An 18,288-nucleotide genomic window follows, 5' to 3' on the forward strand; every position below is an offset into this window, starting at 1 on the left:
AGGAAGCGTGCCCGCGATTGGTAGCAATGGATAGGTTGTCAAAAGAGCCAAAAAGCACGATACTGAAAGCATAACAGCATGTTTATTATGTAAACAAAAAACCAGGCTTTGATGGATCGGAAAGGAGCAGCTCATGCCACTGTTGATTGCACCCGTGTTTAATTCGACGACAGAACAGCCCATTCGGATCGAGCTGCCCAATTCGTACTACTTGGTCTCGGGAGCAGAGAGGCCGTACGAGATAGCCTCGCGCTATTTGCGCAACGAAATGGACGAGAACAAGCGCATTTTTGATCAGCGCGTGAGTCGCACCAGTCTGTTTTTGGTTGCAGAGCATGCCGAGATGAAAGTAACGGACGATCGCCCATGGATTGAAGAGATCGAGAACAAGCTGAACTTGTCTGCGTTTGACGGGACATGCTCCATTCCATACGTGCTGACGGTTAGCGGGAATATGTGCGGGATCACGTACTTGAAGCGCTCTATCGACGGAAACAAGCTGGCATTTGACCAGTCGACGCAGAACACGTTTCTGCGGATTTTGGAACATCAGCTGCCATCCCTCGCTTTTCGCCGCTATGTGCTGTCTCTTGAGAAAAAAAGCAACGAAGACCAACTGCTCGATTTGTGGATCGCGCTGGAATCGCTGTTTGCCCCTGACGGTAAAAAGGGAGAAATCACTTACAAACTGCGGGTACGGATGGCGTACTACTTCGGAGACTCGTATGCCCAGCGGCAAAAGATTGCCCAATTCGTCAAAAAATCGTACAATCATCGTTCAGAGATCGCGCACAGCGGAAAAGTATTCGGCGATAAACTGACCGATGAAGTCAATACGCTCAGATTGATGGCGAGAGCGACGATTTTGAATACGGCTATGCAAGGCATCAATCTGCAAGACATGCGCGTGCGCTTGGATGAGTTAATATTGTCTGGCGAGACCTATGAAGAACGGTACGAGCCGGCTTATTTTGAAAGAATCATTTTGTAGACCTCACAGAGGAAACAGGAGGAAGAAGCAAGCATGAGTGTTTTGATTGTAGAAGATTTGTCCCATGGGTTTGGGGATCGGATTTTGTTCCGCGACGTGTCGTTCCGTTTGCAGCCGAATGACCGCGTAGGACTTGTTGGAGCTAATGGTACAGGAAAGTCCACGATGATGGGCATTTTGACGGGCCAAAACATCGCGGATCACGGCCGTATCGAGTGGATGCCAAAAATTCAATACGGATATCTCGATCAGCACACGAAGCTGCAAGCAGGCAAAACCATCCGTGACGTGCTGAAAGATGCGTTCCTGCCCCTTTTGGAGCAAGAACAGGAACTGATGGCGATCGGGGAAAAAATGGCCGAAGCAACGCCTGAGGAACTGGAAGAGCTGCTGGAGCGCATGGGCGAAATTCAGGATAAGCTGGAGACGAGCGGTTTTTATTTGATCGATGCCAAAGTCGATGAGATCGCGAACGCTCTCGGTTTGAGCGCTATCGGTCTGGAGCGCGACGTTGCTTCCTTGTCCGGGGGTCAGCGGACGAAGGTTCTTCTGGCAAAATTGCTGCTGGAGCAGCCGACTGTTCTGCTTTTGGATGAGCCGACGAACTATTTGGACGAAGAGCACATTGTGTGGCTGAAAAACTACTTGCGCGAATATCCGTATGCGTTCATGCTGATCTCCCACGATACCGCGTTCATGAACGAAGTCGTCAACGTGATCTACCATCTGGAGTTTACCAAGCTGAACCGCTATACAGGCAACTACGAGTCGTTCCTTGCACAGTCCGAGATGAAGCGCAGCCAGCACTTCGACGCTTTTGAAAAGCAGCAGGAAGAAATCGCCCGCATGGAAGACTTTATCGCCCGCAACAAAGCGCGTGCATCCACTACAGGGCGCGCGAAAAGCCGTCAGAAGCAGCTGGATAAAATGGACCGTCTTGACAAGCCGGAAACGGCAGCGAAGCCTTCGTTCATTTTCAAAGAAGCACGCGCGAGCAGCCGCTTCGTGATTGAGGCAGAGAATCTGGAGATCGGTTATTCGCACCCGCTGCTGCCTAAACTCAGCGTGAAGCTGGAGCGAGGCGAAAAAGTAGCGATTGTCGGAATGAACGGTGTGGGGAAATCGACACTGTTGAAGACGCTGCTCGGCATCATCCCGCCACTTGGCGGCAAGCTGGAGCAAGGCGACTTCCTGCACCCTGCATACTTCGAACAAGAAGTGAAAGCCAAGCCGATCACGGCACTGGATGACGTCTGGAACGAGTTTCCGGCCATGAACAACCATGAAGTGCGCGGAGCTTTGGCGCGCTGCGGTTTGAAAAACGAGCATATCAATCGCAACCTGAACGCACTCTCCGGGGGCGAGCAGGCAAAAGTGCGTCTCTGTAAGCTTTTGCAACGGGAAAGCAACTGGCTTGTATTTGACGAGCCGACCAACCACTTGGATGTCGTTGCGAAAGAAGAATTGAAGCGTGCATTAAAAGAATTTAAAGGGACTGTCCTGCTCGTATGCCACGAACCTGACTTCTACGAGGATTGGGTGACACAGACGTGGGATGTTGAGAAATGGAGTCTGGAACAGGCAAAAACACCAATCAAGCTGTAACAAAAAAACAGGCAGCCACATTCAGTGGGACTGCCTGTTTTCTTTTGGCCAAAAAGTCGTGAGCTTCGTCAGCGGGCGTTGCGCATGCGAATCATCGAGAAGTGCAGGCTGCTGTCGAGCAAAGCTTCTTTGAGCGGCGTCAGCGACGGTGTGATTCGCAGCTCAATGTCCGCTTCGCCAAGACAGGCGAGCAAATCGCCCATGGCTGTGACCTGCAACGGTTGGACAGGCTCTTTGGAGACGAAGTAGCCCGCCCCTTCGTCGAGGCACGAAAAGGAATCGGCCGCAAACGTGTACTGGTAAAGCGTCGTCTGCGCAAGGATCGGATACCAGCGGCTTTCGATCGCAATGACCATTTTGGCGCTAGTCAGCCCGAGAAAACGTTCCTTGTCTGCCGAAGACGAATCTGGCTTCGCATAAAAAGCAATGCGCGGACAGTCGCGCGGGAAGTAATACATCGGTGCACGAGCCGCGTCAATCGCCCAGACGAGGGGAGGCAGGCTTGGGTGGCTGGGATGCAGCCGCGGCTGAAAATCGGCAATGGCAGAGTCTTCACTGTAATGAAACACCGTATGCATGTAAGCAAATTCCTTTCCGTAAGCAAAATGGAGGAAAGACAACCTAAATGACTGCCCAGGCATTTGGAAGGTATCGGCCCCGGTAGTATGGACACGATGTTTTCGTAATCGCTTCGCCGTTATGGAGCATCATCGAGCTGGAGCCGCCGTCCATCGCCATGGCAGTTACAACCCCATGCTCTTCCAGCAGTTCCGCCAGGTCATTCATGCTCGCCCCGATGGAATGCCCAGGCTGGCGGCCGTCGATGACGACGAATACAATCGTGCCGTCCGCTTTTTGCCCGATCGCGGTCCGTGGCTGGATGCCCCAGCTTTTGGCCGGCTTGTCTTTGAACATGTTTTTCCCGTTTACAATCAGTTGCGGACGGAAGCTCATCGCATCGCGAACGCCCATGTTGACCAATTGTTCGGCCGTGTAGTTGCCTGTAATCAGCTTGCCTTCGTAAGTGATGCCCAAGGCTGTCTCGCCGCTTTTGGGATTATAGCCTTGCAAAATTTTTCCGTCGTGGATGACCACGCCGTACGCCTTGGCTCCTTTTCCGTAGCCGTCAGGATCGGAGAAGCCGCTTGCGTTGACGATGCCGATTGCATTGGTTTTTTTGACAAATTCGTCGAGCAGATCGCCGCGGTCTTTGCGGTTTGTTACGACGAGCTGTACCCGTTTCGGGTCGTGGATGTACATGATTTTCCCTTTGAAATAGTACGTCTCTTTGGTCACGTCGATGTCTTCGATTTCGACCAACTCTTTCGGCTTTTCCGGCAGCGTGACGGTTACAGGCTGTTCTGTGGTAGGCGTTTCTTCCGGCTTGGTCGTGCCGTCAGGCTCTGAATTGATCACTTCCGGATTGCGAATTTGCTGCTTTAATGCATTCAATTTTTCTTCCGGCAAAAATGTATACGGCGCCCAGTAGTCGTGCTGCGTGGTCAGCAAGGTGCCTGCCGCCCACTCGCGCAGCTCTTCTCCGTTTTTCGTCCCAAACAAAAAGATGATACTTAACAAAGCGAGCGTCGTGCAAGTCAAAGCTGACACGAGCATCAGGCGCTTGACCCAGCGCCAAGGTCTTTTGCGAGTTGTGCGTTTGCGTGTGCGGGCACGTGATAAAGTTTGCATGATTTCTCCACATCCATCTGGTGTTAAAATTGACTGTTGCTATATGGTAAGGACGGATAAATGGGTAAAAAGTTTCAGGAAAATAATAAACGATCACCAGGGGAAAAATAGGGACAGGAGGTGAGGGCCGTGCGCGGCTATGATGAAGCATTTCAAAAGGAAGTAGAGGAGTACCAGGACAGTCCGAAAGGGACGCGAAACCAGACGACCAGTCGGGATCGCCAAGACCAGGGCGAGAAGCAGGAGACCCGAATCGATTCGAATAACGGGTAAAATGGCTGGCGGGCGGAGTCCACTTTGGATTTCGCCCTTTTTCCGCTCTGGGCAATCGGGCTTTCGCTGGAACGATTCAAGCGCAGGCCCTCTGTTATACATGGGCAAAGTGTGGTAAGCTTACCCAATGTACTTTTTTACGCCAGGAGGGTTCTTGTGAGCACCACGTTTGCAGATTTACAAATTAACGCGCCGCTTGTAGCGATTTTGCGCGACCAAAAAATGGAGACGCCGACACCCGTGCAGGTGGAAGCGATCCCATTGATATTAGCCGGACGGGACGCCTTGATCGAATCGCCTACGGGAACAGGCAAAACGTTTGCCTACTTACTGCCGCTGCTAACGAAAATCGATATGGATAAAAAAGATGTGCAGGTTCTTGTGCTGGCACCGACGCACGAACTGGTCGTGCAGATCGCCAAAGAAGCCGAAAAGCTTTTGCCGGGAGCCGATCATGCGGTTTTGCCGATCATCGGTGGAGTGGACGTCAAGCGCCAGGTGGAGCGCTTGAAGAAGAAGCCAGTGCTCGTCGTCGCTACGCCTGGTCGTCTGCTGGAGCTGATCGATCAAAGAAAACTGAAGGTGCACGAAGTAAAGACTGTCGTCGTCGATGAAGCCGACAGAATGCTCGATGCAGGTTTTGGCAAGCCGGTCCAGGAGGTCATGAAAAAAACATTGCGGGACACCCAGCGCCTGCTGTTTTCCGCAACGATTTCAGACCAGATCGTCGCGGCAGCCAAAGCGTTCACAAAAGAGGCTGCGCTTGTCCGGGCGCAAGCACCAGAAGGCGCAGCAGGAGTCGCGCATCTGTATCTCGTCTCTGATCCGCGAAAAAAAGTGGACACGCTCAGACGGTTGCTTCGGCTCGTCAATGTTCGCTCCTCGATCGTTTTTGTCAATCAGATCGAAAAAGTGGATGAGATCGTGTCCAAACTGAACTACCACCATTTGGAGTGCCGCCTGTTGCATCGCGATGCATCCAAGGAAGATCGAGCGCGTACGCTGCAAAAGTTCCGCGACGGGGCGTTCCCGGTATTGATTACGACGGATGTCTCGGCCCGCGGAATCGATATCCCGGAAGTCGAATGTATCGTTCATTACGATCCGGCCCCAGATGCGGATACGTACATTCACCGCAGCGGACGGACGGGACGGATGGGCCGTGCCGGACTTGTGTTCTCGATTCTCAGTCCGCAGGAGCGGTTTATTATCCAAAAGTTCGCCAAGCAGACGGAACTGGCGATTGCCGAAAAAACGATGGCGTACGGCGCTTTGGAAGATCCAAGACCGGAGCGAAAGCCAGCGGCCAAACCAACAGCCAAGCCAGCCGGAAAAGGAAAACCGCAAGACCGCAAAGCTGGTGGCGGCAAACCACCAATGAATGCAGGCAAAGAGTCTTCTTCGGCAAAGCGCGTACATAAGAAGGGCGGCTTTGGAACAAAGTAGGACAAGAAGCACACGTCTTGTTCTAAGGAGGGTTCCATGCGCAAAGATCGTTTGTATGAAGAGGACTTGCTGGTGAATGGCGCGGTTGGGGGAGAAGTGTTGGGCAAGCAAGAGCGGCAAACGCTTCGCCGCGAAGCGGGCGAACTGAAAGAAAAGATGGAAGCGGCCAAACAGGAGCCAATTTCTGAGTAACCCCACTGTAACAGTAAAAAAGAGCAGGGCTGCCGACCAATGCGGCGCCCTGCTTATTTTGATCGATTACTCGTCTTTTGTAAGCTGACATTGTTGCAGCGGAATGACTTTGGTCTTTTTCACGAACTTGTAGCCAAGCCACAGCAGGATGAACATGGGCAAGCCGATGTAGGAGACGAGAATGCCGTTCCAGTCGATGGTGTCGCCAGTGAATGCGCTGTAGTTTTGCCCGATAATAATGAAGGAGCAAAGGACGAAGGCGAACACAGGTCCGAACGGATACCATTTGGCCCGGTAAGTTAAATCGCTGAGGCTGCGTCCTTGGGCAAGGTACGCTTTGCGGAAGCGGTAATGACAGATGGCGATGCCGACCCAGGCAATAAAGCCGGACATGCCGCTCGCATTAAGCAGCCACATGTACACGACGCCGTCGCCAAACAAAGAAGCGAGAAAAGCGAGCATGCCAACCGCTGTCGTCGCGTACAGAGCGCGTGTCGGAATGCCGCGCGAGTTGATCTTTTTCAAAAACTTCGGTGCCTTGCCTTCCATTGCCAAAATCCACAGCATGCGAGCGGAGGCGTACATGCCCGAGTTTCCGCAAGACAAAACGGATGAGAGAATGACTGCATTCATAACCGATGCCGCAAACGCCAGTCCTGCTCTTTCGTAAACTAAAGTGAAAGGGCTTACAGAAATGTTGTCCACATCACCGCTCATCAGGTTGGGATCTGTATACGGGATCAAAAGGCCAATGACGGCGATGGACAAAATGTAGAACAGAAGGATGCGCCAGAAAACTTGCTTGATGGCCCGCGGCACATTGACTCGCGGATTTTCGCTCTCGCCTGCTGCTACGCCGACCAGTTCCGTACCTTGAAAGGAAAATCCGGCCACCATGAACACGCCGATCATCGCCATGAACCCGCCGTGGAACGGAGCGTCGCCGACAGTGAAGTTTTTAAATCCGACTGCTTCGCCGCCCATAATCCCGACGATCATCATCAGTCCGATCGCGATGAAACAGATGATAGCAATGACTTTGATGAGTGCAAACCAATATTCACCTTCACCGAATGCTTTGACGGAGAGAAAATTCAACACGAACAACAAGGCGAGAAACAGACCGCTCCATAACAGCGATGAGCTTTCCGGCAGCCAGAACTTCATGATCAAGGCGGCAGCCGAAATCTCCACCGCAATCGTCACGGCCCAGTTGTACCAGTAGTTCCAGCCCAGGGCGAAGCCAAGTGCCGGGTCGACAAAGCGGGAAGCGTACGAGCTGAACGAGCCTGATACGGGGAGGAAGGTAGCCATCTCGCCCAAACTCGTCATCAAAAAGTAAATCATGATACAGATCAAACCGTAAGCGGCAAGCGCGCCCCCTGGCCCTGCGGATTGAATGGTCGAGCCGCTCGCCAGAAACAAGCCTGTCCCGATCGATCCGCCGATGGCAATCATCGACATGTGCCTTGCGCGCAAACCTCTTTTCAACTCATACTGCTCTTTTCCCGTCTGTTTGTTTTCTCTAGTGGGTAGTGGAGTATGATTCAAACTTGATGCCCCCTTTTTTACCGTGAATGAAAATTCCTAATATTCAGGTTACAAATATGATAGTTGATTTGGGACAGATAATCTATTCGACCGGGTGTCATAAAAACGAAACCGATTTTTATCCAACATGTACAAATATTCCCTTTTTGTTCGCGGGGAATTATCCGTCTCTTTCTCGGAAAAAAGCAGGGCAGCCGCTTGTTTCCGGCGCCCTGCTTTGTGTATGGCTTATGCCTGTTCGTATTCGCTGGCAGGGCACTCGCCAGTTTGCAAGTACGCATCCAGATCTGCGAGCCACTCGCGGACGGTTGAGTAGGGCGTGTCCAACTGGAACAGCTTTCGGATCATCAGACGAATCTCTGGCGATAAGGAAAGCTCTTCCTCCCAGCTTCGTTCCGGCGCATTCTCATCCGCAGAGTAGCCGGAATAGAGCAGAAACAGAAAAAAGTGCCCGAGCGCATACAGGTCGCTCGAAGGCGCTACTTCCCGCTTGAGCTGCTTTTCAGACGGATAGGCGCTGAGTGTCTCTTCCGTGTAAGTCGGCTTGTCACCGACGAACCGCGCCAGCCCAAAGTCAATCAAGTACGGATTTCCTTCCTGCCAGATGACGTTTGGGATGCGGACATCGCGATGGATCAGTCCGCGGTCGTGCAAGTAAGCGACAAGCTCGCCAATTTGCTTCATATAGAGGGCGCATTGCCGCTCCGTCACGACAATGCCGCGTTCGAACAGCATCTCTTCAAGCGTAGGCCCCGTCAAATACGTCATGACGAGAAAGGAATCGTTGCGAAACCGAAAAGCGTCCAGACACCGCGGAAATTGCGGGTGCGACAGCGAGGACAGCACTTTGCGCTCGTACTCCTGCATGGCTTCGCCTTTTGGCGTATGACGCAAGCTTGGTTTGACCTGCTTGAGCACGACTTTCTCACCTGTTGCGCGATGGATAGCCAGGTAGGCGATGCCGTAGCTGCCCATCCCGAGCACTTGCTTGATCTGATAGGCGCCTGCCACCGTTCCTGCGCGATAGGGCTTGTCCCGGACATTGTTCGTCCACCATTCTTTTACTTCCGTCCACATAACCGTTCCCTCCTGTAGCCATCTTACCATGAATGGAAAAAGCCTGACCTTTTTTCATGCAGGTTTGCTATAATCAGTTCGTTACATGTAGACAGGAGCGACGGGTATGAATTTTATCATTGACTGGTTATCCTTTTATTTGATTGAACAACCTGAGGAAGAAGACGGCATCAAGCAGGTGCGCATGACCCGCTATTTGGGGCATGATGAATATCAGCGCAGCGAGTTGCGCGACTTTTTGGATGGCGAGTTCGCACGTATCGCCAAGCGCAAGGTGGAAATGAATCCGAAGACGGACGGGACGCCGACGAAGCTCGGACAATTTGTCCTGGAGCCGGGGCATCCGCTCGATTCCAATCCGAACTATGCCTTGCTCAACCGTTTGCTTGCAGCCGAGACGCCAAGCGAAAGCAGAGAGCCTTGCCAGGAGCTGATCCAGTCTTATTTGCGGACGTCGCAAGTAAGAGGCGGCGTGCTGATTGTGGTGCGCACGCGTCTGGAGCTGCTCGATGAGCGCTACGTCTTTATTTTGAAATGCGATTTTGAACAAAAAACAGCCGTCATTACGGATGAAAAGAGCCTGATTTCCAACGTGCGGATGGCGATCAATGCGAAAAACATGAAGTCGCTGATGTATCCGTACATGATCGAATCCGGGATGAATGATCCGTACCACGTCAAGATTCATCAGTTTTCCCACGCGCGTTACTTCGAGGAATTTTTGCGCTTTATTGAATATCCGCAAACGGTGACGCAAATCGTCTCCGATGAGGTCATTTCTCTCGCCCGCCAGCATATCGAGTACACCTATCCGGAGGAATCCGAGGAGCGCGTGCGCGAAGTAGAGGCAATTGAGCTGATTGCCGCCAGCCCCAAGCGGGAGCTGTCCGAGAAGTGGGAGCACGAGACGGTGATGGAAGCGATGCAGATCATCACCGACCGCCAGCCGGAGGTCGAACTGAAGTTCAAGCTCGATCACATGCAAATTCGCACCTTGCTCGCGGATTACGGCTCTACTTTGCATATTGCCAAAGTCAACGGTCGTTATGTCGTCATTTTGGAAGGGGAGCAGCTTCAGTTTGAGCGTGGGGTGTCTCCTGTTGAATTTGCCAAACCGAAATCACTTGCGGAGATCGTTCAAGAAATCGAATCGCGCAGCAGCTATTCTCCGCCAATGGCAGCAATGCCAGGGGAGCCGGACGATACGCCGCCTTGGGAATAGGAGGAGCGAGCATGACGGACAAAAAACTCACTTTAAAAGGGCAGGAGCAAAACGTATACCCTGTCTTGCGCCATGCTTCCATGGTCAAAAAATACCCGGACCGCTGGGTAGTCAAAGAGCACACGGCAGATACACGCGTGCTGTATGCGCTCGATCAGGGAGAGGGCTACGGCTTGATTACGCCTGACATGCTGGTTGCGGCAGAATGGACGGCTGAACAGCTTCATGCGTACGCGATGGACAACTTGCAACAGCTGCCGTATACCGTGAAAACACAGGAGGTAGCGGGCAACCGGATTCATTTTATCAGTCCGCAAGACGGCTACGCGGCGAGCAGGGTGTTGCTCGAACCGTTGCTCCGCCAGTTTGATCAAGAGAAGCAAGGAGATTCGCTTGGCGTTGCCATCCCGCATCAGGATGTACTCATTATCGCGGACATGAATGGCGAGGTCGGGGCGAACTTGCTGGCCCGTCTCACGTACGACTTTGCCTCAAAAGGGCAAGTGCCGATCGCCGTACTGCCGTTTTTCTGGGAGAACGGCGAGCTGACACCGTTTTTGGTCGTGTCGCATGATGCGGATACGAAGGGAACCACATAGGATAGAAACGCAACAAGAGAGAGTTGACCCTGGTGTGGTGCAACTCTCTTTTGCTATTTCGGGAAGGGTACGTCCATCTTTGTTGGCACGATGGCGTTTTGTGTAACGTAGTCGACTACATGATCGTAAAGCTCTCTGCCAAAGGATGAAATCGAGCGCTCTAGGGAAAAACCGCCAATGAGACTGGTCCACCATACCTCGAAGCTACGGAATATTTCGTGGTACGCCTCTTCACTCGTTGCGCTTTTCGTAAACAACGCTTCATAAAACGAGCGATTTTGTTGGAACAATCAGGGAAAGGAGCGTATCCATGAAAAACTTCATGATCGGGCAATACGGGCATTTCGATCGGAAAAAGTACGAGCGAGACTTCCGCAAAGGATTTTATGGAATCGAAGCATGCCTGCTGCCTGCGGAAGAAGATCTTCGCTGCTTGCAGCGCGAAGCAGAGGCCAACGGTTTTCAGATTGGCGTCCATTTTCCGTTGCGGGCGGGGCAAGCGAAGCTGAGGGACGCGCTGTTTATGCACCCAGACGAAAAGGTTCGCGCAGAAGCATTTGCCCGGATTGTCGACGAGCTGGACTACATGCGCGAAATCAAGCCCGCCTACGTCCTGTTCCACTACCCGAAGCCTGTCATTTTGGACGACCGTGTGGACTGGCAAAATTGGCGGTTCGCCGATCCGAGCGACTATGTTTTCGAATCGCAGTATCCGCTCGCCGCGTTTGAGGAAAAAAGCGAGCAATTGTTTGCCTGGCTTACGGAAATGGGCGAGAAATATGCGTTTGTGCCTGTGCTGGAGTTTGACGCGCTCAATCGTTACGTATACGAAACCGATGTGTTGGAAGTTTTGCTGAACAAGTACCCGAAAATCAAGCTGTGCCTCGATACGGGCCGATTGTTCGGCCAACAAAAAATCGACCCGTACTTCGACGCGAAGCGGGTCATTCAGAGCTATGCGAAATATGCCTGGAGTCTGCATCTTTGGACGATGAAAGCGACGGATACTTTTGCCTACAATCATTTTCCCGCCTTGCCGGAGTGCACAGCCGAGCAGGGCTGGGCGCCGATCGCAGACTATTTGCGCATCGTGCGGGACGAAAATCCGGATGTCAAAATTATGTTTGAACACCGCTCAGACTTGATTGACGACGAGCAGTTGAACATCTGCTACGCGTGGGTGAATCAACTGCTGCCCGGCTCCTGATCGTCCAGCAGCAACTCGATGAATCTTCCTGCTTCGTGAATCAGCCAATACGGCAAACGTGGACCGTGTATGTACAGGTTTGTTGCGGCATCGAGCATCGTGCGGACGCGCTGCTCATCGCCAATCATGCGGGCGCAAACGCCCATGACCATCCACGGGTACATATCGCCAGTGTCAAACGTGTCGAAGCGGGGGAATGCTTTCGTCATCCGCTGATACAGCATGGCGCCGATGTCCGGCTCACATAAGCCGTACACGATGGGAAACGCCTGCGAGGTCACGTCCGGGTACCATTTTCTCCAGCCGGGATGCGAACGGTCGTACATGGCGAACGAGCGGCGAAGACGGCTGTACATGTTGGCAATTCCCGTCTTGCAGGCAACGGCGCGCACAGACGCTTCCCGGGCGAGTGCTTCCTTGCCGAGCAACGCAAACAAATAGCTGGCGTCATCCAGCCCTTTGGCAACCTCGCAGTTGTCCATCAAATATTTGACGCGAAAAGAATGTTTGGCCCAGGTCAGCCCATCCTTTTGCTGCAACCGGGCGATGCCCCGGAACAAGTAAGCAAGCTGCTCCTGATTGGCGTACAGCCAGGAAGTGTCGCCACAACTTTCCACCCATTCGCTGACGAGACTGAAGTAAGTCGCATGGTAGCTGTCTTCGCTGTCGGCGGCTCCCGTGTCGATCTCTTGCCCGGAATCGAGACGAAAGTCGTTGATGTAGCCATTTTGGCTCAGATGCTGCAAATACCAGTCCAAATAGCGGCGCACCGCTTCCCGTTCCTGTAGCCGGACCAGCGAAATAAGGGCGAGGTTGGTAAAATACGGATTGATCTGATCCCGGTCAGGACCAAGGCGAAAAGCTCCGCTCGGAAGCTGGCAGGACAGGAGGTAATCTCGCTGGTGGGCAAGCAGAGCGTTGCGGGGCTCATCGAGCATGGCGGCATGCCCTCCCTTTTCTACGTGATTGCTGTCACCAATTTTACGCCGTATTCGGTCCAGTGCAAAGCCCGTATGTACGCGTCCGTGTCGATCAGAGGCAGTTCGGCTTGCTTTTCCACTTCCAATCGCCATTTCTCATCGCGAAACCAGTCGACGCCATCGGCAGGAGCGTGCTCGACATCTGCCCAGGCGGTTTGCAGCGCAGGGCTGTACAGCTTCGGTTTGCCAGAAATCAGGTTGTCGCCTTCCAGCCGCAGCTCATATCCGGTTTTTGTCTTTGCTTGCGGCAGGTGACGCGGGGTAAACAGGTGTGGCCAGTAGTCCGCGCGCGAGCCCGTATGGGGAATGCGTGTGCAAAACGTCACAATCTTGTCCAGCCGGTACGGATCGTCGAACAAGAGGCGGTAGAGCGTTTTTCCAATCGCGATCCGCTGGGTGAGTTCGGAAAAATGCTGCACGTTCAGGCCGACGATGTTCAACCTTTTGTCGGTCGGATGTGCTTTGTAAGGAAAGAGAATTTGATTGAGCGAAAACAGCGATTGCGTGAAAAATACATACGTCGAAAAAACGCGGTTCGTCGCAAGCGGCTTATGTACGACGCGCTGTTCGATATATTGCTGCTCGTTGACGATCAATGCGCGAGTGAGACGCGAGCTTTCCCGTGAAGCGAGAAACTCTTGCCAATACGAATGCATGAACAGAGATACGCCAAGAGGTTTCAACAGGGCGCTCAAGTCTTCCTGCCGCTGTTTCATCTGGGCATACAAGAGGAGTTGCGGGTAAGCATCGTGAAAAATGAGCCAGTTGCTTCTCTCCAACAACCAGAAAAAAGGCTTGATTTCTTGCGCATCCATGATCGCAGGAAGCCATTCGCCTTTTAGATCCGTCATATTCCAACCGCCATTTCGCGAGACGAGGTGGGCAAGCAAGGCCCAGTGAATCTCGGGATGCTCGCGGTAAAAATCAAGGTACGCTTGTGTCCGCGTGACATTGTTGCGATTGGCTCTCGCTGTTTGCCATCTGATTTGCGCGACCAGTTCTTGTTTGTCCAAGGAAGAAATCGTGGTAGTCGTCATGAATGGGATAGCTCCTTGCCGTTTGTCCGAATACAGGGGGAGGGGGCCTCTCTGCGGTTAAAAAAAGCAGGTCATCAAAAAACGACCCGCTTTTGATTCAGCCAATCATTTCGAGAACAAGAAGCCGCACCATCAGTTTTTCCTTGGCTTCTTCCCACGACTTGGCGAAGATGACTACATGCTCCGACTGGAACTGGGCTTCCGCGACAAACATGCCGTCCTGTTCGTAAATGTTCATAGAAGATCGTCCTTTCCGCTGCCTTTCAAGCATTGTATGCTATCATGAGAGAGTTGATGCATACAAAAGTGCTGGAAAAACAATGCAGGAGCGTGAACACGGTGAGAATCAAGCTGACGAAAGAAGCGGTAGACCAATTGCAAAAAGCGACGCGGCCTGTTCGCATTAGCGGTGAACTGGTAGGCGGCTGCGGAATGACCGTGGAATATTCGCTTTGGCTGGATGAAGCAACTCCAAATGACCAGGTGATGCAGGTCGAAGCGATGACTTTGCTGATTGATGCGGAGACGATCGGCTACATCGACTCGGATTCCTTGACGATCGATTATCGGGCACAGCAAGGGTTTCGGCTCGTGACCCCGCAGCAAATTTTGGCGTACGGCCTTACGTTGAAAGAGCGCTGGGGTTGACCCGTTCGCTTTCCGTTTTACTTGGGCAAAAATTGCAGGAGAAAAGCGAGCATTCCGGCGGCGATCAGCGGGCCGACGGCGACTCCGCGGAAAAAGGTGACGCCGATGATCGTTCCCAGCAACAAGCCCGTGACAATGAGCGGATTGCCGGACATCAGATCGGTTCCTTTTCCCGCCAGGTAGGCGACAAACACCCCCATGATGATCGCCAGAATCGTATGCCAATGGGTGAACAGGGCAAGCACGGAAGCCGGATTGACTTTTCCGCTTGCGAGCGGCGCGAGAATGCCGATGGTCAAGATGATAATGCCTACTTGCAAGCCATGCTGCTCAAGCAGCGGGAAATAGCGTTCGAGCGAAAACAGCCGCATCAAAAGCAGGATGGCTACGGCGATCGAGACGGTCGCGTTATTGCCGACGATGCCGAGCGCAAGCAAGAGGAGCAGAGTGAGGTTAATGACATCCATGCTGGTTGTGCCCGCTTTCGTTTTTGCCAGTAGTATATCCAGATGGGGCACGGCTTGTGTTGCCGCATACGAAAAAAGAGATCAGGCATGGCAGCAGCATGCACGGATCTCTTTTTGCTTAGTCGAACCAAAGTTCCAGCATCCCTACCGGAAAGCCTGTCTGCTCATCCGAATCAGGGAAGCGTCCCCAGGCGAATACACCGTTGAAATAATCAATCGTAAATGGCTGGTCGTATTCGGCAACGCTGTATTTTCCGCCAATGCGAAATTCTTTCGTCCCCAAATAATACGACTTGGCCATGAAATACTTTTGCGTAATGATGGCAAGCTGGGACTCGTCACCCAGTTTCTTTTTCTCCTTGGCTTCCACGTGCAGGCGTTCCATCTCTTCCTGCAGCTCAGCGAGTGTCATTTGACTGTACAAGCGCAACGGACTGCCTCCTTTCCCTACAGGTATATTGTAACAAAAGACAGGGGAAAAGGCGATGGATGGAGAAGTACGAGAGAACGAATGGAGGGAACATCATGACGAGATTTGATTTGACAGGCAAAAAAGCGATCGTAACAGGCGCTGGACGAGGCATCGGAAAAGCATTGGCGATCGGCTTGGCCGAGGCGGGCGCGGCGGTAGCCGTTGTCGCGCGCACAGAAGCGGACTTGCAGGAAGTGGTCCAGGAGATTCAGGCAAGCGGGGGAGCGGCTACGCCGATTACAGCCGATTTGACCGAGGCAGGTGCAGCAGAAAAAGTAGTGGCCGAGACGCTGGAGACACTGGGCGGCCTGCATATTTTGGTCAATAACGCCGGGATGAACATTCGCAAAAAAGCGCATGAGGTCAACGAGGAAGAATGGGATCGGGTTGTCGATCTGAATTTGAAGGGAGCGTTTTTTCTCAGTCAGGCGGCCGGAAAAGTCATGTGTGAACAGCGCTACGGGCGGATTGTGAATATCGCATCCGTGGCTGGACTTGTTGCGCTGCGCACGGGAGTCGCTTATGGGGCGAGCAAAGCGGGTGTCATCCAGATGACGAGAGTGCTTGCGTTGGAATGGAGCAAATTCGGCGTGAATGTCAACGCGATCGCACCTTGGTATTTCCGCACGCCGCTGACGGAAGCGTTGCTCGACGATGAAGCTTTTTTGCAAGAAGTGCTGCAGCGGACGCCGAGCGGAAGAATTGGCGATGTCGAAGATTTGGTTGGTCCTGCGATTTTTCTCGCTTCGGATGCGGCCAGTTACATATCGGGGCAAACGATTGCGGTCGATGGCGGAATGTCGGTCTACGGCTTCTAGCGCGAAAAGGAGAGAACCAGCATGAATAAGGCAAATAGCAAAAAAAGGGGCATTCCCGGCGTGGGAATGCCTAATTATTGGGGGCGATTGAGAAAATGAACGATTGGCGCACATGACCGGATTGCTCTCACCCAACACAGTCAATAGCCAGCTACTGTTAGCGTAGGCATATTTAGATGGAAAAATCGATCTACCCATGCTTACGTTAAAGAAGTCATTCTAGGAAGAACATCGAACTTTTTCTCAATGCGTTGAAAAAGTGCTTACAATGAAAAGATAACAGACAAAAGTAAAGTCGCAATAAAATAAAAATAAATCATTATTAAATTTTTCGGCGTTATCGGGCGAAGCGGTGATTTCCGATCACGACCGTTTGGGGCCTGGACCAAATCCATTTGGATGTTGCGGTATCAGGATTGAAAAAATAAAGGGAACCGTTTGTCGGATCCTTTCCATTCACTGCATCCGCGACAGCCTTTCTGACGCTCTCGTTCGTTCTCGACGAGAGTCTGCCGTTTTGGACAGGCGAGAATGCGTTGGGAGCAAAAATAACCTCCCGCACCGTATTTGGAAATTGTGATGAAGCTACCCGATTCAATACGACAGCAGCAATCGCTACTTGTCCTTCATACGGTTCACCCCGGCCTTCCGCATATACCAACCGGGCAAGCAGTTCCATATCCCTATCTGAAATTTTTACGTTTCCATGGCGAATCACTTTGCGGCGATCATCTCGACTGACTTGGATATGATCGCGTTTTGCTTGCGTTTGAGGGATAGACATTTTTGTTTGCTTCTTGGCTGTCGGCACAGGTGCTGTTGCTGTTTGGACTACATCTGCCAGAGCGGACGCGGACGGCGTTCCCTTTGAATGAGGTGCCATTGCGCTCGTCGGCGTGACGAACAGGCAGAGAAGAAGCAAGGCAAAACTGTTGAGAAAGAAGAAAAAGCGCGTTCGCGCTTCTCGTGTCTTCATGGTAAGAACCACTCCTTTTCGCTTTTTGCTTTTGTGTGCGGAAGCGAATCGGGTCTTTTGCAAGTCTAGCGACAATGTATGCGAAGTGCAAGAGGAAATTGGTTCCATAGGACTATTTACTGTCTGGAAGAGATGGATGAATACAGGGGAGAAGAAGACGAGGGGAGCGGAAAAAATCTTGTTTTTGCAAGGAAAAACACCACTGCGCATAGACAGTGGTGTTTGGTGTGAGCTAGTCACAAAGGCTTATTTTTCCGTAATCGTAATTGTATTGATTTTGATCGTTTGCTCTGGAGAGCTGGGTTCATTTGTTTGCGGGTTCGGTTTCACTTTTGTGGCTGCGATTTTTTGCACGACGTCCATGCCACCCACGACTTTTCCGAAAATCGTGTAATTTGGCGCGTTTTCCAAACCTTCTACATCTTTTCCCGACCCGATGAAAAATTGGCTGCCGTTTGTGTTTGCTCCGGCGTTTGCCATCGCAACAACGCCAGGCTCGTACTTGTGGCCGTTTTTCAACTCATCCTGGAACGTGTAGCCCGGGCCGCCAACTCCGATTCCCAGCGGATCGCCGGTCTGAATCATGAAATTTTGGATCACGCGGTGGAAAATAACGCCGTCATAAAACTTGTCTTTGGCCAAAAAGACGAAGTTGTTGACAGTGACAGGCGCGTCTTTGGCGAACAAATCAATCGTGATGTCGCCCATCGTCGTAGAGATTTTCGCTTGGTAGGACTTGTTTTTGTCGATCTGCATGTCAGGGGCTTTCTCGTACTTCTTTTCCCCGGTAGGAGCAACAGGTTGGGAAGGCTCATTGGAGCCAGGTTTTTCAGTTGGCGCAGTCGGTTGTGTCGGAGCGGTTTCGTTTTTCGCACTGGAACAACCCGCGACCAAGGCGATTGCCATCAGACATGTGAACAGGGTCATGAAAAACTTTTTCATCTTGTGCACCTTCCTTTGTTTCTTGCCATTAGGGTGGTTCGGTTTCGAATTATAGCATAAATGGACAGGCAAATGCCAATCGGGTAGTCTGTCCCG

21 protein-coding genes are annotated in these 18,288 nt (G+C 52.2%); 10 read left to right on the forward strand and 11 right to left on the reverse strand.

Annotated features, from left to right (window positions below; all coding sequences use genetic code 11):
• Nucleotides 1-133 precede the first annotated feature (133 nt).
• Entirely contained in the window at nt 134-991 is an 858-nt protein-coding gene (locus M2298_RS10260) for a HEPN domain-containing protein (protein WP_173596549.1), read from the forward strand.
• A 33-nt stretch (nt 992-1,024) separates the two neighbouring features.
• A complete protein-coding gene (locus tag M2298_RS10265; RefSeq protein ID WP_122965373.1) occupies nt 1,025-2,596 on the forward strand; it encodes an ABC-F family ATP-binding cassette domain-containing protein in 1,572 nt (523 codons plus the stop codon).
• A gap of 68 nt (nt 2,597-2,664) precedes the next feature.
• Here M2298_RS10265 and M2298_RS10270 read toward each other — a convergent pair whose 3' ends face one another.
• Both M2298_RS10270 and M2298_RS10275 read right to left on the reverse strand, forming a co-directional pair.
• The gene (locus M2298_RS10270; RefSeq protein ID WP_173599480.1) at nt 2,665-3,174 is read right to left on the reverse strand and encodes a DUF6886 family protein; all 510 of its coding nucleotides are present in this window, start codon (nt 3,172-3,174) and stop codon (nt 2,665-2,667) included.
• Between the two features lie 43 nt (nt 3,175-3,217).
• Nucleotides 3,218-4,285 carry a phosphodiester glycosidase family protein gene (locus tag M2298_RS10275; RefSeq protein WP_173596551.1) on the reverse strand — a complete coding sequence of 356 codons (1,068 nt, stop codon included), beginning with the start codon at nt 4,283-4,285 and terminating at the stop codon, nt 3,218-3,220.
• Nucleotides 4,286-4,414: 129 nt separating this feature from the next.
• Here M2298_RS10275 and M2298_RS10280 point away from each other — a divergent pair, with 129 nt between their 5' ends.
• From M2298_RS10280 to M2298_RS10290, 3 genes are all read left to right on the forward strand, one after another.
• Nucleotides 4,415-4,558 carry a hypothetical protein gene (locus M2298_RS10280; RefSeq protein WP_167470337.1) on the forward strand — a complete coding sequence of 48 codons (144 nt, stop codon included), beginning with the start codon at nt 4,415-4,417 and terminating at the stop codon, nt 4,556-4,558.
• A 156-nt stretch (nt 4,559-4,714) separates the two neighbouring features.
• Nucleotides 4,715-6,004, forward strand: a complete 1,290-nt coding sequence (locus tag M2298_RS10285) for a DEAD/DEAH box helicase (protein WP_242771178.1) — start codon at nt 4,715-4,717, stop codon at nt 6,002-6,004.
• 36 nt (nt 6,005-6,040) lie between these two features.
• Nucleotides 6,041-6,196: a hypothetical protein gene (locus tag M2298_RS10290; RefSeq protein WP_173596552.1), complete on the forward strand. Its 156-nt coding sequence runs from the start codon at nt 6,041-6,043 to the stop codon at nt 6,194-6,196.
• A gap of 66 nt (nt 6,197-6,262) precedes the next feature.
• On the opposite strand, the gene M2298_RS10295 is transcribed toward M2298_RS10290, so the two are convergent.
• Nucleotides 6,263-7,747, reverse strand: a complete 1,485-nt coding sequence (locus M2298_RS10295; protein WP_122965377.1) for an amino acid permease — start codon at nt 7,745-7,747, stop codon at nt 6,263-6,265.
• A gap of 228 nt (nt 7,748-7,975) precedes the next feature.
• Nucleotides 7,976-8,824 (reverse strand): serine/threonine protein kinase, encoded by an 849-nt coding sequence (locus M2298_RS10300; RefSeq protein WP_280648480.1) that lies wholly within the window; start codon nt 8,822-8,824, stop codon nt 7,976-7,978.
• Nucleotides 8,825-8,930: 106 nt separating this feature from the next.
• Between M2298_RS10300 and M2298_RS10305 the strand changes: the two genes are divergently transcribed.
• From M2298_RS10305 to M2298_RS10315, 3 genes are all read left to right on the forward strand, one after another.
• Nucleotides 8,931-10,046, forward strand: a complete 1,116-nt coding sequence (locus M2298_RS10305; RefSeq protein ID WP_063228500.1) for a DUF3900 domain-containing protein — start codon at nt 8,931-8,933, stop codon at nt 10,044-10,046.
• A gap of 11 nt (nt 10,047-10,057) precedes the next feature.
• Nucleotides 10,058-10,645, forward strand: coding sequence for a DUF1444 family protein (locus tag M2298_RS10310; protein WP_280648481.1), 588 nt, complete (start codon nt 10,058-10,060; stop codon nt 10,643-10,645).
• 310 nt (nt 10,646-10,955) lie between these two features.
• Entirely contained in the window at nt 10,956-11,852 is an 897-nt protein-coding gene (locus M2298_RS10315) for an apurinic/apyrimidinic endonuclease family protein (RefSeq protein WP_280648482.1), read from the forward strand.
• On the opposite strand, the gene M2298_RS10320 is transcribed toward M2298_RS10315, so the two are convergent.
• The 3 genes from M2298_RS10320 to M2298_RS10330 all read right to left on the reverse strand — a co-directional run bounded on the left by M2298_RS10320 (nt 11,831) and on the right by M2298_RS10330 (nt 14,107).
• Complete coding sequence (locus M2298_RS10320; RefSeq protein WP_122965381.1) at nt 11,831-12,790, reverse strand: prenyltransferase/squalene oxidase repeat-containing protein; 960 nt, start codon at nt 12,788-12,790, stop codon at nt 11,831-11,833. The genes M2298_RS10315 and M2298_RS10320 overlap by 22 nt on opposite strands.
• A 20-nt stretch (nt 12,791-12,810) precedes the next feature.
• The gene (locus M2298_RS10325; protein WP_122965382.1) at nt 12,811-13,869 is read right to left on the reverse strand and encodes a DUF2515 family protein; all 1,059 of its coding nucleotides are present in this window, start codon (nt 13,867-13,869) and stop codon (nt 12,811-12,813) included.
• A 97-nt stretch (nt 13,870-13,966) separates the two neighbouring features.
• Nucleotides 13,967-14,107 carry a hypothetical protein gene (locus M2298_RS10330; RefSeq protein ID WP_167470339.1) on the reverse strand — a complete coding sequence of 47 codons (141 nt, stop codon included), beginning with the start codon at nt 14,105-14,107 and terminating at the stop codon, nt 13,967-13,969.
• A gap of 101 nt (nt 14,108-14,208) precedes the next feature.
• Between M2298_RS10330 and M2298_RS10335 the strand changes: the two genes are divergently transcribed.
• Entirely contained in the window at nt 14,209-14,517 is a 309-nt protein-coding gene (locus M2298_RS10335; protein ID WP_063228506.1) for an iron-sulfur cluster biosynthesis family protein, read from the forward strand.
• Between the two features lie 17 nt (nt 14,518-14,534).
• Here the strand turns inward: M2298_RS10335 and M2298_RS10340 are convergent, their stop codons facing one another.
• Together M2298_RS10340 and M2298_RS10345 are read right to left on the reverse strand one after the other, a co-directional pair.
• Nucleotides 14,535-14,984, reverse strand: coding sequence for a DUF441 domain-containing protein (locus M2298_RS10340; RefSeq protein ID WP_122965383.1), 450 nt, complete (start codon nt 14,982-14,984; stop codon nt 14,535-14,537).
• A gap of 118 nt (nt 14,985-15,102) precedes the next feature.
• Nucleotides 15,103-15,414, reverse strand: a complete 312-nt coding sequence (locus tag M2298_RS10345; RefSeq protein WP_063228508.1) for a YfhH family protein — start codon at nt 15,412-15,414, stop codon at nt 15,103-15,105.
• A gap of 95 nt (nt 15,415-15,509) precedes the next feature.
• On the opposite strand from M2298_RS10345, the gene M2298_RS10350 reads away from it, so the two are divergent.
• Nucleotides 15,510-16,274 carry an SDR family NAD(P)-dependent oxidoreductase gene (locus M2298_RS10350; RefSeq protein ID WP_122965384.1) on the forward strand — a complete coding sequence of 255 codons (765 nt, stop codon included), beginning with the start codon at nt 15,510-15,512 and terminating at the stop codon, nt 16,272-16,274.
• A 337-nt stretch (nt 16,275-16,611) separates the two neighbouring features.
• Here M2298_RS10350 and M2298_RS10355 read toward each other — a convergent pair whose 3' ends face one another.
• Nucleotides 16,612-17,250 (reverse strand): cell wall hydrolase, encoded by a 639-nt coding sequence (locus M2298_RS10355; RefSeq protein WP_122965385.1) that lies wholly within the window; start codon nt 17,248-17,250, stop codon nt 16,612-16,614.
• A 246-nt stretch (nt 17,251-17,496) separates the two neighbouring features.
• Nucleotides 17,497-18,192 carry a peptidylprolyl isomerase gene (locus tag M2298_RS10360; RefSeq protein WP_122965386.1) on the reverse strand — a complete coding sequence of 232 codons (696 nt, stop codon included), beginning with the start codon at nt 18,190-18,192 and terminating at the stop codon, nt 17,497-17,499.
• Between the last annotated feature and the right edge of the window lie 96 nt (nt 18,193-18,288).

Source organism: Brevibacillus sp. 1238 (assembly GCF_029892995.1).
In the GTDB taxonomy this organism is placed as follows: domain Bacteria; phylum Bacillota; class Bacilli; order Brevibacillales; family Brevibacillaceae; genus Brevibacillus; species Brevibacillus parabrevis.

Excerpts from the sequence above, each read along its gene's own strand:
- M2298_RS10260 (WP_173596549.1), top strand. The coding sequence starts at position 134 with ATGCCACTGTTGATTGCACCCGTGTTTAATTCGACGACAGAACAGCCC.
- M2298_RS10265 (WP_122965373.1), top strand. The coding sequence starts at position 1,025 with ATGAGTGTTTTGATTGTAGAAGATTTGTCCCATGGGTTTGGGGATCGG.
- M2298_RS10270 (WP_173599480.1), bottom strand. The coding sequence starts at position 3,174 with ATGCATACGGTGTTTCATTACAGTGAAGACTCTGCCATTGCCGATTTT.
- M2298_RS10275 (WP_173596551.1), bottom strand. The coding sequence starts at position 4,285 with ATGCAAACTTTATCACGTGCCCGCACACGCAAACGCACAACTCGCAAA.
- M2298_RS10290 (WP_173596552.1), top strand. The coding sequence starts at position 6,041 with ATGCGCAAAGATCGTTTGTATGAAGAGGACTTGCTGGTGAATGGCGCG.
- M2298_RS10300 (WP_280648480.1), bottom strand. The coding sequence starts at position 8,824 with ATGTGGACGGAAGTAAAAGAATGGTGGACGAACAATGTCCGGGACAAG.
- M2298_RS10305 (WP_063228500.1), top strand. The coding sequence starts at position 8,931 with ATGAATTTTATCATTGACTGGTTATCCTTTTATTTGATTGAACAACCT.
- M2298_RS10310 (WP_280648481.1), top strand. The coding sequence starts at position 10,058 with ATGACGGACAAAAAACTCACTTTAAAAGGGCAGGAGCAAAACGTATAC.
- M2298_RS10315 (WP_280648482.1), top strand. The coding sequence starts at position 10,956 with ATGAAAAACTTCATGATCGGGCAATACGGGCATTTCGATCGGAAAAAG.
- M2298_RS10320 (WP_122965381.1), bottom strand. The coding sequence starts at position 12,790 with ATGCTCGATGAGCCCCGCAACGCTCTGCTTGCCCACCAGCGAGATTAC.
- M2298_RS10325 (WP_122965382.1), bottom strand. The coding sequence starts at position 13,869 with ATGACGACTACCACGATTTCTTCCTTGGACAAACAAGAACTGGTCGCG.
- M2298_RS10330 (WP_167470339.1), bottom strand. The coding sequence starts at position 14,107 with ATGAACATTTACGAACAGGACGGCATGTTTGTCGCGGAAGCCCAGTTC.
- M2298_RS10340 (WP_122965383.1), bottom strand. The coding sequence starts at position 14,984 with ATGGATGTCATTAACCTCACTCTGCTCCTCTTGCTTGCGCTCGGCATC.
- M2298_RS10350 (WP_122965384.1), top strand. The coding sequence starts at position 15,510 with ATGACGAGATTTGATTTGACAGGCAAAAAAGCGATCGTAACAGGCGCT.
- M2298_RS10355 (WP_122965385.1), bottom strand. The coding sequence starts at position 17,250 with ATGAAGACACGAGAAGCGCGAACGCGCTTTTTCTTCTTTCTCAACAGT.
- M2298_RS10360 (WP_122965386.1), bottom strand. The coding sequence starts at position 18,192 with ATGAAAAAGTTTTTCATGACCCTGTTCACATGTCTGATGGCAATCGCC.